Consider the following 13889-nt stretch of genomic DNA (forward strand, 5'->3'; position numbering starts at 1 on the left):
CGTTTTCAGATTGATTGGGCCGACACGCCGGCATCAAGGCAGGGCTTCCAGGCGGCTCAAGCCATAGGCGATCGCGAACATGGCGATGGCCACAACGAAATCAAGCCCTCTTACCATAAGCGGATTGGCGAAAAAGCGTGAAACGCGGTAGGCCGCGTATCCCGTCGCGTAAAACCAGATATAAGAGGCGGCGCTGGCGCCGATAATAAAGCTCAGCCTGGCATCATCAGGTTGCCGGGAGCCGATATTGCCGAGAATAAAAAAGGTGTCGAGATAAACGTGCGGGTTTAAAAGCGAAAACGCCAGCGCCGGGATCACCACGCTGCGTTGTTTCAGATAGCGCGCTTTCTCTGAGTTGTTGACATCGGACAGCACGGCTTCCCAACCTTTGGGATGCCGGGAGAAAGCATTCATCAAAGAGAGTAAACCGTAATAGACCAAAAACAAGACGCCAATCCATTTTGCGATAATGATCAGGCCAGGCACGATGGTCATCAGCGCCGACATGGAAAAGGTTCCCAAAATAATGAGTGCGCAGTCACAGCTTGCCGCTATCGTCGCGGCAAGAAAAACATTTTTATTTTGCAAACCCGTTTTAATGATGTAGATATTTTGCGCGCCAATCGCGACGATCAAACTGAGTCCGAGCGCAAACGCCCTGGCAATATGTAGTAGGTCTATCACTTAACTGTCCTTGGCCGGTATCGTATAGACGGTGAACTCGCCGCCGCAATTTCTCACAATACGCTGACACAATGCGTTAAGCGCATGAGTGCGGTACGCGATGGATGTTGCCGCGTTTCCCTGAACCACGATGAGAACACTTTTCGTGGCCGGAGAAACTTTTGCCAGATCGCTGTCTCTTGAATCAAGCCAGGCCAGCACCTTTTCGGTATCGGCATATACGTAATCATCTTTCGCCGTCGCCTTGTTTCCGCCGCCGATCGGGATAAACGCTTCCCCGCCGGCGGAGAAGCGAAACCAGATATCACCTTTGATCAAATCTCTGTCATGTACGCCGAAAGAGAGAAAGTGCTCCAGTGCGGCAAGGTTGTAGATATCGACAAGCGTATTGATAGAGGGAAATTTCCCTTTTCGTTTGACGATGCCGATCAGGGCTTCCGCGCTGGGAGGGAATTTTTTATTGCTTCTCCCTCGCCTGTGGATCATGTCCCGGTAGCCTTGAAGAATCGTATTGTCCCGGATAACGTCATCCGGCATGTTGCAGACGCTGCGCGCCGCGGCTTCGCAACTTAGTGCGATATCGGGGAGCAGCGGCTGCGTATTGTCAATGTCATACAGTTCGGCGACCACCACCGCGTCGATGCCAATGGCACCGAACGCGGTAGGAAGGTGGATGTCGTTGCGCCGATCTGCCGATGGGGTTGTTTTAGACGTCGGCATATTTTCGGGCATGGTTCAATGTTTCCTGTTCCGCCTGTTTAATTTGTTCCTCTGTTTTCGCCAGGGCTTGTTCATGCGTAATAAGCTCGGTACGCAGGTGGTCGATCATCTGACGCACTTTGTTCGGCCCGGTTGAGCCGTCGCTGCGCTGCCGCCTGATAACATGCGCGGGTGAGACGTATTCAAGAATTTCTTGCTTATCGACCCGGATGCCTTGCGTTTCGAAGAAATGGCAGACCATTTCCGTGTTGCGTAGGTCGGTTTGCGCGTTGATCAGCGCCTTGGTCAACATACCGGTGATTCGATGGGCTTCGCGGAAAGGGATGCCTTTTTGACTGACCAGAAAATTGGCCAGTTCGGTCACGGTGGAAAAGTTTTGCCAACAGAGTTCCTCTGCTCTGGCTGAGTTATATTCGCAGTTTTCAATGTGGTGATGAAGGATGGTGGTGGTGTCCTTAATCGCATCGATCGCCCCCCACATCATGGGCTTATCTTCTTGAAGATCGCAGTTGTAGCCGAGCGTGACCCCTTTTACCATGGTCAGTAATTGCATCAGCGTGCCATAGACGCGGCCGACTTTGCCTTTCACCAGTTCGGCGACAACCGGATTTTTTTTCTGCGGCATAATGGAACTGCCGGTAGCGAATGAGTCGTCGACGCTGAGTAAACGGAATTCGTGGCTGCTCCAAATGACGATTTCCTCCGCCAGACGTGAATAGTTGCCCATCAGCAAGGCGAATGCCGAGGCTGACTGAAGCACGAAATCACGGCTGCTGGTGGCGTCAAGACTATGCAACAGAGGACGATCAAAGCCGAGCATCGCGGTCGTCATATAGCGATCGATGGGGAATGAGGTGCCGGATAAAGCACAAGCGCCGAGCGGGTTTAAATTCGTGACGTTCAGCGCCTGGCTTAACCGCTCCAGATCGCGTAGGAACATGCTGGCGTAGCAACTGTACCAGAACCCCAGGCTGATAGGCTGCGCCGGCTGGAGATGGGTATACCCCAACGCGGATTTGTCCGCGTTTTTTTCTGACAGATCGAGTAACGATGCGACAAACGCGCATAATGTTTTTTGTATCTGCAACAACTCCGCGCGCAAATACATTCTCGTATCAAGGACGACCTGGTCGTTGCGCGAACGGGCGCTGTGCATCTGGCCGCCATGATCCAGTCCTATTTTTTGTATCACCAGTTGTTCAATATTCAGGTGAACGTCTTCATATTCGGGATTCAATTTCAGTTCACCGCGCTGGTGCTGTTCGTATAAACTCACCAGCGCGCCGAGGATTTTCCCTGCGGTTTCCGAAGAGACAATCTGACATTCCTTCAGCATCGCCACATGCGCCATGCTGCCGAGGATATCGAAAGGCAGCAGTCGCTCGTCGATGACCGTGGTATAAGTGTATTGCAGCACTTCGCCGGTGATATCTTTGCTGAAACATCCGCCCCAAAGTTTTTTGCTCATTACTTTGCTCCTGTTTTGACGTTCATCGTCGGCTTCCGGGATTGCGTAAGGTAGTTTTCGAGTTCCCGGTGAGTAAACAACCGGTCGCCCCAGCGTATTGCGGAACGGGGCAGGGGTTCGTCGTGATAAATTTTTATACAAACGTCATAGAGCAGCGTCAGGCAATACGCCGCGGTTCGGCTGCGCAGCATTTCAGGGGTTTCCGTGGGGGAAAGCCGAAATTCCGATGTCTGGATGATCTGCCCGTGATCGATATGCTTGTCCATGTAATGGCAGGTCGCGCCAAAGCGGGCGTCATGATTGTCGACAGCGTAGTGATATCCGCCGAGTCCGCGATATTTAGGCGAGGATGGGTGGAAGTTGATGGCGCCTTTAGCGGCATGATCCAGAATAGGTTCCGGCAGAACAAGGTCTGACTTGAAAGAGATAATCCAGTCACCCCGCCAGGTAGAAACCATCGGGTTTTTTTTCATACCGTTTTCCCAAAATACAGGCGTGACCCGGTTGAAAAGCGAAGAAACGAATTCGCAGGCGGTTTCCGACCAGAAAGAACAATCACCGATAAAAAGCACGCCGTCGTTTTTCTTTTTGTTCATGATGCACCTCTATTCCTTAATCTGTCCGGCCAGAGCGCTTATCCGGGTATTCAGCGTCAGGATATTCAGCAAACCCTCGGAATCCCGATGGTCGAAACTGCCCTCGTTTTCCATTGAGCCGTCTTTGCTGTAGAGGCTGTGTTTTACGTTATGGGTAGATAGATAAGACAGATTGCCTTTATAGAGGGAGAAGGTCACTTCGCCGCTGACCAGGGCGGTGACTTGCTGAATTGCGTGGCGCGCCATGCGGGAGCCGAGATCGATCCAATAGCCCTGATAGAGTTGCGTACCGAGATAGTCGGCGGTGTTGCGGTAAAAACTGAGGGCGCGTTTATCAAGGATCTGCTGTAGCAACTGCTGATAGGCGTAAGCGAGAATGGTCATCGCGGGAGATTCATACACGCCGCGCGATTTCACGCCGACGAAGCGGTTTTCCACCAGATTTTCGGCAATGCCGACACCGTGTTTGCCGCCGATGGCGTTAAGCGTTTCGAATATATCCACTAAGGCGAGGGTTTGACCGTTTAATTTCACCGGCCTGCCCTCCAGAAAGGTCAGACGGAGTTCCTCTGGCTGCGCGGCGGCGTTGATCGGCCAGCAGCCCAAGCCTGGATCCACGAAGTCCATACGGTTGGCAAGACTTTCCAGCGCGCCGCCCTCATGGGTCAAACCGAGTAGGTTGGCGTCCGTGGAATAGGGTTTGTCCGCCGTGGCCTTGATAGGGATCGCATGCTGTTGGCAGTAGTCGATCATTTCCCGCCGTCCTTTAAAGGCATCGAGAAAGGCGGCGTCACGCCAGGCGGCATAAAACTGCATGGTTGGGTCAAGCAGGGAGGCGATAACCTGGAATCTGACCTGATCGTTGCCGCGGCCTGTAGCGCCGTGGCTGAATATCGTAATGTTGCGCTCTTTAAGCTTCGGCAAAAGTCCCTTGATAATGACCTGCCGCCCGGCGCCGGTGAGATTCCAGTAATTTCCTTCGTATTTCGCGCCGGTTTGAATGACTTCCAGTCCCATTTCCGCCATTTTTTGTCTGAGATCAACGGCGATGAACTCCTTAGCGCCGGAAGCGAGCATCCTTTCTCCGATTTGGCCGAAATCATCTTCATCCGGTTGCCCCAAATCCGCCGTCAGGCACACGACGTTTACCCCCTGGTTGGCAAGCCAATGCGTGATCGTACAGCTATCCAATCCACCAGAAGCGGCAAAGGCCACTGTTTTACCCTTAAGTTCACCTATATTCATGTTTCTACCTAATCTCCGTATTGTGTCAGTTCATTATCTGAACGTGCTTTTCCCTGTGAGCAATAAAAAATAAAGTTTTATTATTCAGTTAGTTGTCTAATTACCTTTTCCTTTAAACTGACGCCGTGAGAGAGATTAATTAACTTGTTTTACACTAGCAAGTCTGTTAAGAAACATTACGGTATGTTTAATTTTTCTTAAGCTGAAGGGCGCTTGTGAACATTGATATTCGCAAAATGGAAGCCTTAATGGCGGTGATTGAAACCGGGAGCTTTGAACTTGCGGCGAAGAGGCTGAACCTGACCACCTCGGCGATATCGCAACGTATCAAAGCGTTGGAAAGCGCTATCGGCAAACCTTTGGTCATTCGAGGCAAGCCTTGCGCTTCTACTGAAGGAGGGAGGAAGCTGGTTCAATATTTGCGCAGGCAGAAATTTCTTTATCAGGAATTTGAATCCGAATTTTTGGGTAAAGAAAACACCAAGGTCAAAATACGCATCGCCATTAATCAGGATTCGTTGGACACATGGTTTTTACCCGCCGTTCAGCCGGTTGTTCAAAAGAAAAGTATTTTATTGGATATCATCGTGGACGATCAGGACTATACGCTGAAATCGCTGGCGGAGGGCAATGTGATTGCGGCTATCTCTTCTATCGCCAAGCCGATGCGCGGTTGCGACGTGGTGCCGCTTGGTGCGATCCGCTATCGTTTTCTGTGCAACCCCGATTTTTATCAACGCTGGTTCGCGCACGGCGTTACCCGCGAGGCGCTACAGAAGGCGCCGCTGATGATTGTCGGCAATAAGGACAAGCTACAGTCGGATTTCCTGAATCGGGTGTTTTCCGTTAATCAGGAAGCGTGTCGATATCACTGCGTGCCGTCTGCCGCCGCATTTTATATCGCGGTGCAACAGGGGTTCGGCTACGGTATGATTTCGGAATTGCAGTATGCCGACAATCTGGCGACCGGCGCGCTGGTGGATATTTCGCCGGGCGCTTATAGCGATATTGACCTCTATTGGCATCACTGGAAAGTGCAATCGCCGTGCATCGATTGGCTCACGCGTTGCCTGACGGCTGAAGCCTGCCGTTATCTGGCAAGATCCCCTTTGCCTGATGAGGGCCTATCGTCAGCGGTCGGGATATAAACCCATCGGTTTTCAGCGGGGATCGACATTGCGCAGCGTTACTGCCCGTTCTCCTGCAAGGCTTTTACGACTTCCTCCGCCAGAATGGCGATGCCGCGCTCAATGCTCTCCGGGTCCGGCACGTAGTTCATGCGTAGACACTGGTGCGCATGCGGCCATGTTTGCTCTTGTCCCGGGAAGAAGTAATGGCCGGGCACCATCAGCACCCCCCGTTTCTTTAATCGCTGGTACAGCACCTCGGTGGTGATGGGCAAATCCTTAAACCATAACCACAGAAAAATCGCCCCCTCCGGCTTATGGATAAGACACTGTTCCGGCGACAGATAGCGACGGATCGTGGCGATGGTTTCCGCCACACGCTGTTGATAAAACGGGCGTACGACCTCATTGGACAACCGCAGCAAATCGCCGCGCTGGATCATTTCATGCGCCATCGCCGGACCAATCGCTCCCGGCGACAGGCTGATGATGCCGTTCATATTGCCAATGGCGGAAATGACCTTTTCGTCCGCGATAACGATGCCGCAGCGTGAGCCGGGCAGCCCCAGCTTGGACAGGCTCATGCACAGAATAATGTTCGGGTTCCACAGCGGCGTGGCCTCACTGAAAATAATACCGGGGAAAGGGACGCCGTAGGCATTGTCAATCAGTAACGGAATATCGTGCTGCTGGGCCAGAATATCCAGACGCATCAGCTCGTCATCGGTCAGCACATTGCCGGTCGGGTTGGTCGGTCGGGAAACGCAGATCAGCCCGATATCGTCGGTAATCGACAGATGATCGAAGTCGACATGGTATTTAAACTGTCCCTCCGGCAGCAGTTCAATCTGCGGACGAACCGAGGTAAACATGTTTTCATCCAGTCCGGCATCCGTGTAACCGATGTATTCCGGCGCCAGCGGGAATAGCACCTTGCGTAGGCTGCCGTCGGCATGTCGGCCGGCAAACAGATTGAATAAGTAGAAAAATGCACTCTGACTGCCATTTGTCAGTGCAATATTCTGTGGTCCAATCTGCCAACCTAATTCATCGCGCAGCAGATCGGCGAGTGAACCGAGCAGAATGTCTTTACCCTGCGGGCCATCGTAATTACATAAGGCGTCGGTTAATTTCCCCTGTTCCAGCATGTCCTGACAGAGCTGTTGAAAATAGCTATCCATCGCCGGAATATGCGCCGGATTACCGCCCCCCAACATGATTGCCCCTGGCGTACGGAGTCCCTCGTTCAAATCATCCATTAACTGGGTGATGCCTGCATGACGGGTGAATTTGTTGCCGAAAAGAGAAAAGTTCATAGTTTGTTAATCAACGGTAATACATGGGTGGACGGCAACCATAACGCTTGCGTTACCGTGGTGCAATGCGGCGGAAAATCAAACGGTTGTTGTATTGTTCTGATCTGGCTTTATTTTTCAGCATAAAGTACTGATAACCTAAAGCGTATTACCATCAAGCGACGGGTTGTTTTTTGATTCAGGCTGAATCGATATCAGCTTTAACCGATCTGTACGCTATTATTTTGTAATAAGCATTAATGTTTCTAACGTTATTGTGATCTCCATAGAAGAAATTCACTGGTAAAACGCTATTTATTGAACTGGTGATAAGTATCACATTCTGAAATTCAGCTGATTTGTAGTCTTGGCAGCGTATTGGGCTAAATCAATTCAGCAAAAAGGAAAAATGAAATGAAAAAATTACTGGTAATGGGAATTTCATTAGCGCTGGCTTCATGGCAATTATCGGCTCAGACATTTGTGCTGACGGATGCTGAAGGCAGCGTGGAGAAAGGGAATTGGCAGATTAGCAGCGACGCGATGAAGATTAAGGATCAGCACTTCAGCATTGAGCAAAGCGTGCTGCGCGGCGGGCGTCAGGAAGGCAGTAAAATCATCACCATCAACAGTCAGAATGGGCTGAAAATTGTGCTTAGTCCGACCCGCGGCATGGATTTGCTGCACGTCACGGGCAAAAACATCCGTTTAGGGTGGGATTCTCCGGTTAATGAGGTGGTGAATCCGAATACGATCAACCTGGAAAGCCGTAATGGGGTGGGGTGGCTGGAAGGTTTCAATGAAATGATGGTGCGCTGTGGTTTTGAGTGGACCGGGCACCCGGTGGTCAGCGACGGAATGCTGTATACCCTGCATGGGCGCGCCGGGAACACGCCAGCCTCGAAAGTGGTGGTCGACGTCAGCGAGAAAGCGCCTTATCAGATCACCGTCCGCGGTCTGCTGAAAGAGAACAGCTTCAAGAAATCGAATCTGGAAACCTGGACGGAACTGCGTTACATCCCCGGCAGCGAATCCTTTACCGTTCATGATGTGCTGACCAACAAAGCCGATTATGCCCGTGATTATCAGATTATTTATCACAGCAACTTCGGTACGCCGATCCTGGAACAGGGCGCGCGTTTTATTGCGCCGGTAAAGGATATTTCACCGTTTAACGACTATGCCAAAGCCGGTCTGAAAGAGTGGCAAACCTATCAAGGCCCCACCAAAGACTTTGACGAAATGGTCTTCAACCTGACGCCGTATGCGGATCAACAGGGGAAAACGTTGGCGGCGTTGGTCAATCGCGCCGGTGATAAAGGGGTATCGATTGAATTTGATACTCATCAACTGCCGTTGCTGACGTTATGGAAAAACACCGATACGGAAAAACAGGGCTACGTTACCGGTATTGAACCCGGCACCAGTTATGCGTATCCGGTTACCATTGAGCGCGAACAGGGGCGGGTAAAACAGCTGCAACCGGGTCAGAGCACTGTCTTTGAACTGACATACAGTTTGCTGAGCAGCGCGGATGCGGTACAGAAAACGGAGCAACGGGTGAAAGCGATTCAGGGCGAAAATAAAACCACGCTGACGGAGAAACCGATCGCGGTTGAGTGATCGCTACGATAGCGGCTTCTTGAACAAGGCGGCGTCAGCCGCCTTGTTCGCGGTGGGCTGAACCTATTTCAGCACCTGCGGGTTAACGCAGTTCTCTTTTACCCGGCCGCTCAGTGCGGCGATCAGGTTATCCACGGCGCAGGCTGCCATGGCATAACGGGTTTCATGCGTTGCCGAACCGATGTGGGGTAGCGCCACCACGTTTGGCAGGCTTAGCAGCGGAGAGTCAACAGGCAGAGGTTCTTTAACGAAAACATCCAGGCCGGCCGCGTGGATGGCGCCGTTGGCAAGGGCGTCGATCAGCGCGTCTTCGTCCACCACCGCTCCGCGACCAATATTAATCAGGATGGCGCTGGGCTTCATTTTTGCCAATTGTTCACGACCGATAAGATGGTGCGTTTCGGCGGTCAGCGGAAGGGTGATACACAGAAAATCCGCTTCAGCCAGCAGCGTATCCAGCTCGCAATAGCGCGCGTCAAAGCGCTCTTCGGCTTCCGTATGGCGGCGGCGCGCGTTGTACAGCACCGGCATGCTGAATCCAAAGTGAGCGCGTTGCGCCACCGCCAGCCCGATGCGGCCCATACCGAGAATGCCGATGGTTTTATGATGGACGTCCGTACCGAACCAGTCGCTGCCGATGCCGCTCTGCCACTCACCCGCTTTTACCCGTTCGGCCACTTCAACAACCCGGCGGGCGCTGGTCAGCATCAGCGCCAGCACGGTATCCGCCACGGTTTCAGTTAACACCGTTGGGGTGTGCATGAGAATAACGCCTTTTTCGTTGAGGGCATCCACATCAAAGGTGTCATAACCGACGGAAATGGTGGAAGCGGCGCGCAGGCGCGGCGTGTGTTGCAGAAATGCTTTATCTACGTTGCCGCCGGCGCCGAGGAGGCCTTCGGCCTGCGCCAGCGCCGGATGGTTCTCGGGCGGCAAGTCGTCAAATTCAGTGACGGTGAAGTGTTGATCTAAACGGGCACGCAAATCGTCAGGGATCTTTTTATACAGAATAACGCTAGGTTTCATCGCAAACTCCGGCAATTGAGAGAGGTTAACGCAGAAATAGCTGTTGGAATCATCGCCAAGCCACATCACACAGTATGCATGATGAAAAAGATTAGCAGGAAAAGTATTGCAGGATCACGCCGGCAATCGCCGGGAGACCTGTTCCCACAGAATGCGCAATCGCAGAAGTTCGCGTCCGTAGTAGTCAATATCGAGCCTGTTTACCTCATCCAGCTGTTGTTTAAAGTGAGGCGCGATACTGGTTACGCCATTCAGCGCCCCGCAGATTGCCGTCGCCATTGCCCCGATGGCAGCGGTATCGCCTCCCAGGTTGGCGCACAGAATGGCGCAGCGGTTGGGGTCGGTTTGCGCCAGTTCAACCATGGCAATCGTCGCCGGCACCGATTCAATCATGTCCGTACCGGCGCCAATCAGATTATAAATCTGCGTCATCGCGCGTTCTGCGCCGCCGGCGCGTTTGACGGTCTCTAAAGCCAGTTCGATACGGCAGGCCAGGGATGCGCTGTAGGTGGTAATCCTTCTGTTCTGCGCCGCCTGGGCGACAGCCGGCAGTTCATTGCAGATCCCGTTCCAGGTGGACGTACCTTCAATCGCTCTGGATATGGCCCAGGCGATCGCCACGGCGCCGGCGACGGCAATATCGGATTTATGCGTTACGCTGGAAGCGAGCGCGACGTTATTGATGAAATCATTCAGTGAACGGGGAGGCAGCAGGCAACCTAACGGGGAAATTCGCATCGCCGCGCCATTGGTGATGCCGTTGTTTTCCAACTCGTGAATGTCGACTCCCTGCCGTAGCGCGGTTAACGCCGCTTTTGATGCGGGGCCGAGGATATTTTTCTCAAATGCGCCGAACGACAACGCCCACTTCAGAAGATGCTCGCCTATCGCCGTTGGGTCGATGCGGCCTTCACATTCGATAAGGGCATCCGCCAGCGCGATAGCCATTGCCGTGTCGTCGGTATATTGCGCGGCCTGAAAATAACGGGCGGCGCTATTATTCGCCGGGCCGGGCAGGAAACGATCAATCCAGCCAAAATGGTTTTTAATCCGTGTACGCGGCCACAATTCCGACGGCATTCCCATCGCATCGCCCAACATCTGACCATATAACGCGCCATTAATACGGTTCTGCTTATTTGATGGCATGGTACATCCTTAACGAACTTGGATAATCCCCTGTCCATGATGGTTATTAAGAGAGGCCGTCCGACTGGCTTTTTCGTGGTTAATGATTGATTTCGGCAATGAATTTCCTCTGATCAATGTTCACGCCGTGATTAAACAAGAAAGCAGGAAAACGTTACTGCACAGCGTAACACCAGATAGAATTAAGATAGTACCTTTACAGTAGATTAGTTGGGCGGAATGTGAGGGTTTATTTAATCTGGCGACAGCCGCGGGGCCGGATCCTGCGGCTGATGCGCGCGGATCACGTTTCCGTTTCCTGACGACGGAAACAGTCGATGGTATGGTCGTTCACCAACCCGCCGGCCTGCATAAAGGCGTAACAGATGGTCGAGCCGATAAACTTGAAGCCGCGCTTTTTCAACGCCTTTGACATGGCGTCCGAAATAGCCGTTTTAGCCGGCACATCGGCAAGCGACGTCGGACGGTTAAGCTGCGGCTGATGGTCGACGAATGACCAGATGAAACGGGAAAAACTTTCGCCCTGATTTTCCATCTCCAGCCAGGCGCGGGCGTTGGTGATAATGGCGGTTATTTTTCCACGATGGCGGATGATGCCGCTGTCCTGCATCAGTTTATCCACATCCTCCTGGGTCATTTGCGCAATCTGCCCGGGATCAAACTGACGGAAGCAACGGCGATAGTTTTCACGTTTTTTCAGTACGGTAATCCATGACAGCCCGGCCTGCTGGCCTTCAAGGCAAAGCAGCTCAAACAGTTTTTGACTATCCGTACAGGGTTTTCCCCATTCATTATCGTGATACGCCTGATAGAGCGCATCCTGGGTCACCCAGCCACAACGATTCATTTTATTTTCCTGTCATGAAATGGTCTGTCGGCAGGTTGTTATTCGATACGGTTGTTGGTATTGATAGCAATGCCGCTGACAATATAATGCGATCATTGCATTTCAAGTACTGTATATGCAACCAGCTTTTTGTGTCATGGCTCACAGATATCATGATGCTGACCATTAAGCTGTCTGAATAAAAAACGATAACGAGTGACTGATTGGGGAACGGGAATGGCGGTTGAGTGGATTCTGGCCTATCTGGCGTTAGGCGCGGTAGTGGGTTTTATGGCGGGGCTATTGGGGATCGGCGGCGGCGGCATTATGGTGCCGATTCTGACCGCATTGTTTGCCGCACAGGGCGTGCAGAATGAGCATTTGGTGCATGTGGCGCTGGGAACGTCAATGGCGGCGATTGTGATTACGGCGATCTCCAGCCTGCGCACGCACCATCAGCATCAGGCGGTTTTATGGCCGGTCGTATGGCGGATTACCCCGGCGATACTGATTGGCACGTTTGCCGCCACCTGGCTGGCGACGCTGCTGCCGACGCGAACGCTGGCGATCTTCTTTTCCTGTTTTATGGCTTATGTCGCGCTGCAAATGGTGCTGAATATCAAGCCTAAACCGCAGCGTCAATTACCCGGCACGGCGGGCATTTCGCTGGCGGGACTGGTGATTGGCGGTATTTCCGCCCTGGTGGCGATTGGCGGCGGATCGCTGACGGTGCCGTTTCTCACCTGGTGTAACGTGCGTATTCAGCAGGCGATCGGCACATCGGCGGCGGTCGGGTTGCCTATCGCGCTGGCCGGGGCGCTGGGATACATGATCAACGGCTGGTCGGCGAGCGGTTTGCCGGACTATACCCTGGGTTATGTTTCGCTCCCGGCGGTGTTGTTAATCTCCGTGGTGAGCTACTTCACCGCGCCGGTCGGAGCGCGTCTGGCGCACCGTCTGCCGGTGGCGACATTGAAGAAGGCGTTTGCCGCGCTGCTGCTGTTGCTCAGTCTGAAGATGCTGCAAACGGTGTTTACCGGCTAATTCTCTGCCGGCGAAGGGATGCGGGCAGACGCCGCCCGCATGAAAAATCGCCGCCGATATGCACTTGTTGCCGCATTCTGGCTGTATATCTTGCACTCAGAGGGTATACTGGCGCATTCATTGTAAATCCACTTGTATCGCTGCGAATCCAACATGCAAAAGTTTGATACCAAGACCTTTCAGGGCCTGATCCTGACGTTACAGGATTATTGGGCGCGTCAGGGCTGCACCATTGTTCAACCGTTGGACATGGAAGTCGGCGCCGGCACCTCACATCCGATGACCTGTCTGCGGGCGCTCGGCCCGGAGCCGATGGCGACCGCCTATGTGCAGCCGTCCCGCCGTCCGACAGACGGCCGCTACGGCGAAAATCCTAACCGCCTGCAACACTACTACCAGTTTCAGGTGGTGATTAAACCCTCACCCGATAACATTCAGGAACTTTACCTCGGTTCATTGCAAGAGCTGGGTATGGATCCGACTATCCACGATATCCGTTTCGTGGAAGACAACTGGGAAAACCCGACGCTGGGCGCCTGGGGCTTGGGTTGGGAAGTGTGGCTGAACGGTATGGAAGTCACCCAGTTCACCTACTTCCAGCAGGTCGGCGGACTGGAGTGCAAACCGGTTACCGGTGAGATTACCTACGGCCTGGAACGTCTGGCGATGTACATCCAGGGCGTGGACAGCGTTTACGATCTGGTCTGGAGCGACGGCCCGTTGGGTAAAACCACCTACGGCGATGTGTTCCATCAGAATGAAGTCGAGCAATCGACCTATAACTTCGAACACGCCGATGTCGATTTCCTGTTCAGCTGCTTTGAGCAGTATGAAAAAGAAGCGCAGCACCTGCTGGCGCTGGAAAAACCGCTGCCCTTACCGGCTTACGAACGCATTTTGAAAGCGGCGCACAGTTTTAACCTGCTGGATGCGCGCAAAGCGATTTCTGTTACCGAGCGTCAGCGCTATATCCTGCGCATTCGTACGCTGACCAAAGCGGTAGCGGAAGCCTATTATGCCTCCCGCGAGGCGTTGGGCTTCCCTATGTGTAACAAGAACATGTGCAATAAGAAAGAGAGCTAAGAG

At 52.9% G+C, this 13889-nt stretch carries 13 protein-coding genes; 4 read left to right on the forward strand and 9 right to left on the reverse strand.

Annotated features, from left to right (window positions below; genetic code table 11):
* Positions 1-33: 33 nt before the first annotated feature.
* From HOY33_RS15370 to argG, 5 genes are read right to left on the reverse strand one after another with little or no spacing between them, the layout of a single operon-like run.
* Positions 34-684: a LysE/ArgO family amino acid transporter gene (locus HOY33_RS15370; RefSeq protein ID WP_172291016.1), complete on the reverse strand. Its 651-nt coding sequence runs from the start codon at positions 682-684 to the stop codon at positions 34-36.
* Positions 685-1416, reverse strand: a complete 732-nt coding sequence (locus HOY33_RS15375; RefSeq protein WP_172291017.1) for a B3/4 domain-containing protein — start codon at positions 1414-1416, stop codon at positions 685-687.
* Positions 1391-2872 (reverse strand): argininosuccinate lyase, encoded by a 1482-nt coding sequence (gene argH / locus HOY33_RS15380; RefSeq protein ID WP_172291018.1) that lies wholly within the window; start codon positions 2870-2872, stop codon positions 1391-1393. The genes HOY33_RS15375 and argH overlap by 26 nt, the downstream gene beginning before the upstream one ends.
* Positions 2872-3468, reverse strand: a complete 597-nt coding sequence (locus tag HOY33_RS15385) for a formyltransferase family protein (RefSeq protein ID WP_172291019.1) — start codon at positions 3466-3468, stop codon at positions 2872-2874. The genes argH and HOY33_RS15385 overlap by 1 nt, the downstream gene beginning before the upstream one ends.
* Before the next feature lie 9 nt (positions 3469-3477).
* Positions 3478-4713, reverse strand: a complete 1236-nt coding sequence (gene argG, locus HOY33_RS15390; protein ID WP_172291020.1) for an argininosuccinate synthase — start codon at positions 4711-4713, stop codon at positions 3478-3480.
* Between the two features lie 215 nt (positions 4714-4928).
* Between argG and HOY33_RS15395 the strand changes: the two genes are divergently transcribed.
* Complete coding sequence (locus HOY33_RS15395) at positions 4929-5861, forward strand: LysR family transcriptional regulator ArgP (protein WP_172291021.1); 933 nt, start codon at positions 4929-4931, stop codon at positions 5859-5861.
* A 38-nt stretch (positions 5862-5899) separates the two neighbouring features.
* Here HOY33_RS15395 and HOY33_RS15400 read toward each other — a convergent pair whose 3' ends face one another.
* Positions 5900-7156, reverse strand: a complete 1257-nt coding sequence (locus HOY33_RS15400; RefSeq protein WP_172291022.1) for a valine--pyruvate transaminase — start codon at positions 7154-7156, stop codon at positions 5900-5902.
* Between the two features lie 393 nt (positions 7157-7549).
* On the opposite strand from HOY33_RS15400, the gene HOY33_RS15405 reads away from it, so the two are divergent.
* Positions 7550-8758, forward strand: a complete 1209-nt coding sequence (locus HOY33_RS15405) for an aldose 1-epimerase family protein (protein ID WP_172291023.1) — start codon at positions 7550-7552, stop codon at positions 8756-8758.
* 63 nt (positions 8759-8821) lie between these two features.
* Here HOY33_RS15405 and ghrB read toward each other — a convergent pair whose 3' ends face one another.
* The 3 genes from ghrB to HOY33_RS15420 all read right to left on the reverse strand — a co-directional run bounded on the left by ghrB (position 8822) and on the right by HOY33_RS15420 (position 11780).
* Positions 8822-9784 (reverse strand): glyoxylate/hydroxypyruvate reductase GhrB, encoded by a 963-nt coding sequence (gene ghrB / locus HOY33_RS15410; protein WP_172291024.1) that lies wholly within the window; start codon positions 9782-9784, stop codon positions 8822-8824.
* Positions 9785-9898: 114 nt separating this feature from the next.
* Positions 9899-10933 carry an ADP-ribosylglycohydrolase family protein gene (locus HOY33_RS15415; protein ID WP_172291025.1) on the reverse strand — a complete coding sequence of 345 codons (1035 nt, stop codon included), beginning with the start codon at positions 10931-10933 and terminating at the stop codon, positions 9899-9901.
* Positions 10934-11216: 283 nt separating this feature from the next.
* Positions 11217-11780: a DNA-3-methyladenine glycosylase I gene (locus HOY33_RS15420; RefSeq protein WP_172291026.1), complete on the reverse strand. Its 564-nt coding sequence runs from the start codon at positions 11778-11780 to the stop codon at positions 11217-11219.
* Positions 11781-11996: 216 nt separating this feature from the next.
* On the opposite strand from HOY33_RS15420, the gene HOY33_RS15425 reads away from it, so the two are divergent.
* Entirely contained in the window at positions 11997-12803 is an 807-nt protein-coding gene (locus HOY33_RS15425) for a sulfite exporter TauE/SafE family protein (RefSeq protein ID WP_172291027.1), read from the forward strand.
* Positions 12804-12956: 153 nt separating this feature from the next.
* Positions 12957-13886: a glycine--tRNA ligase subunit alpha gene (gene glyQ / locus HOY33_RS15430; RefSeq protein WP_172291028.1), complete on the forward strand. Its 930-nt coding sequence runs from the start codon at positions 12957-12959 to the stop codon at positions 13884-13886.
* The last annotated feature ends 3 nt before the right edge of the window (positions 13887-13889 follow it).

Source organism: Brenneria sp. hezel4-2-4, from assembly GCF_013155275.1.
In the GTDB taxonomy this organism is placed as follows: Bacteria; Pseudomonadota; Gammaproteobacteria; order Enterobacterales; family Enterobacteriaceae; genus Brenneria.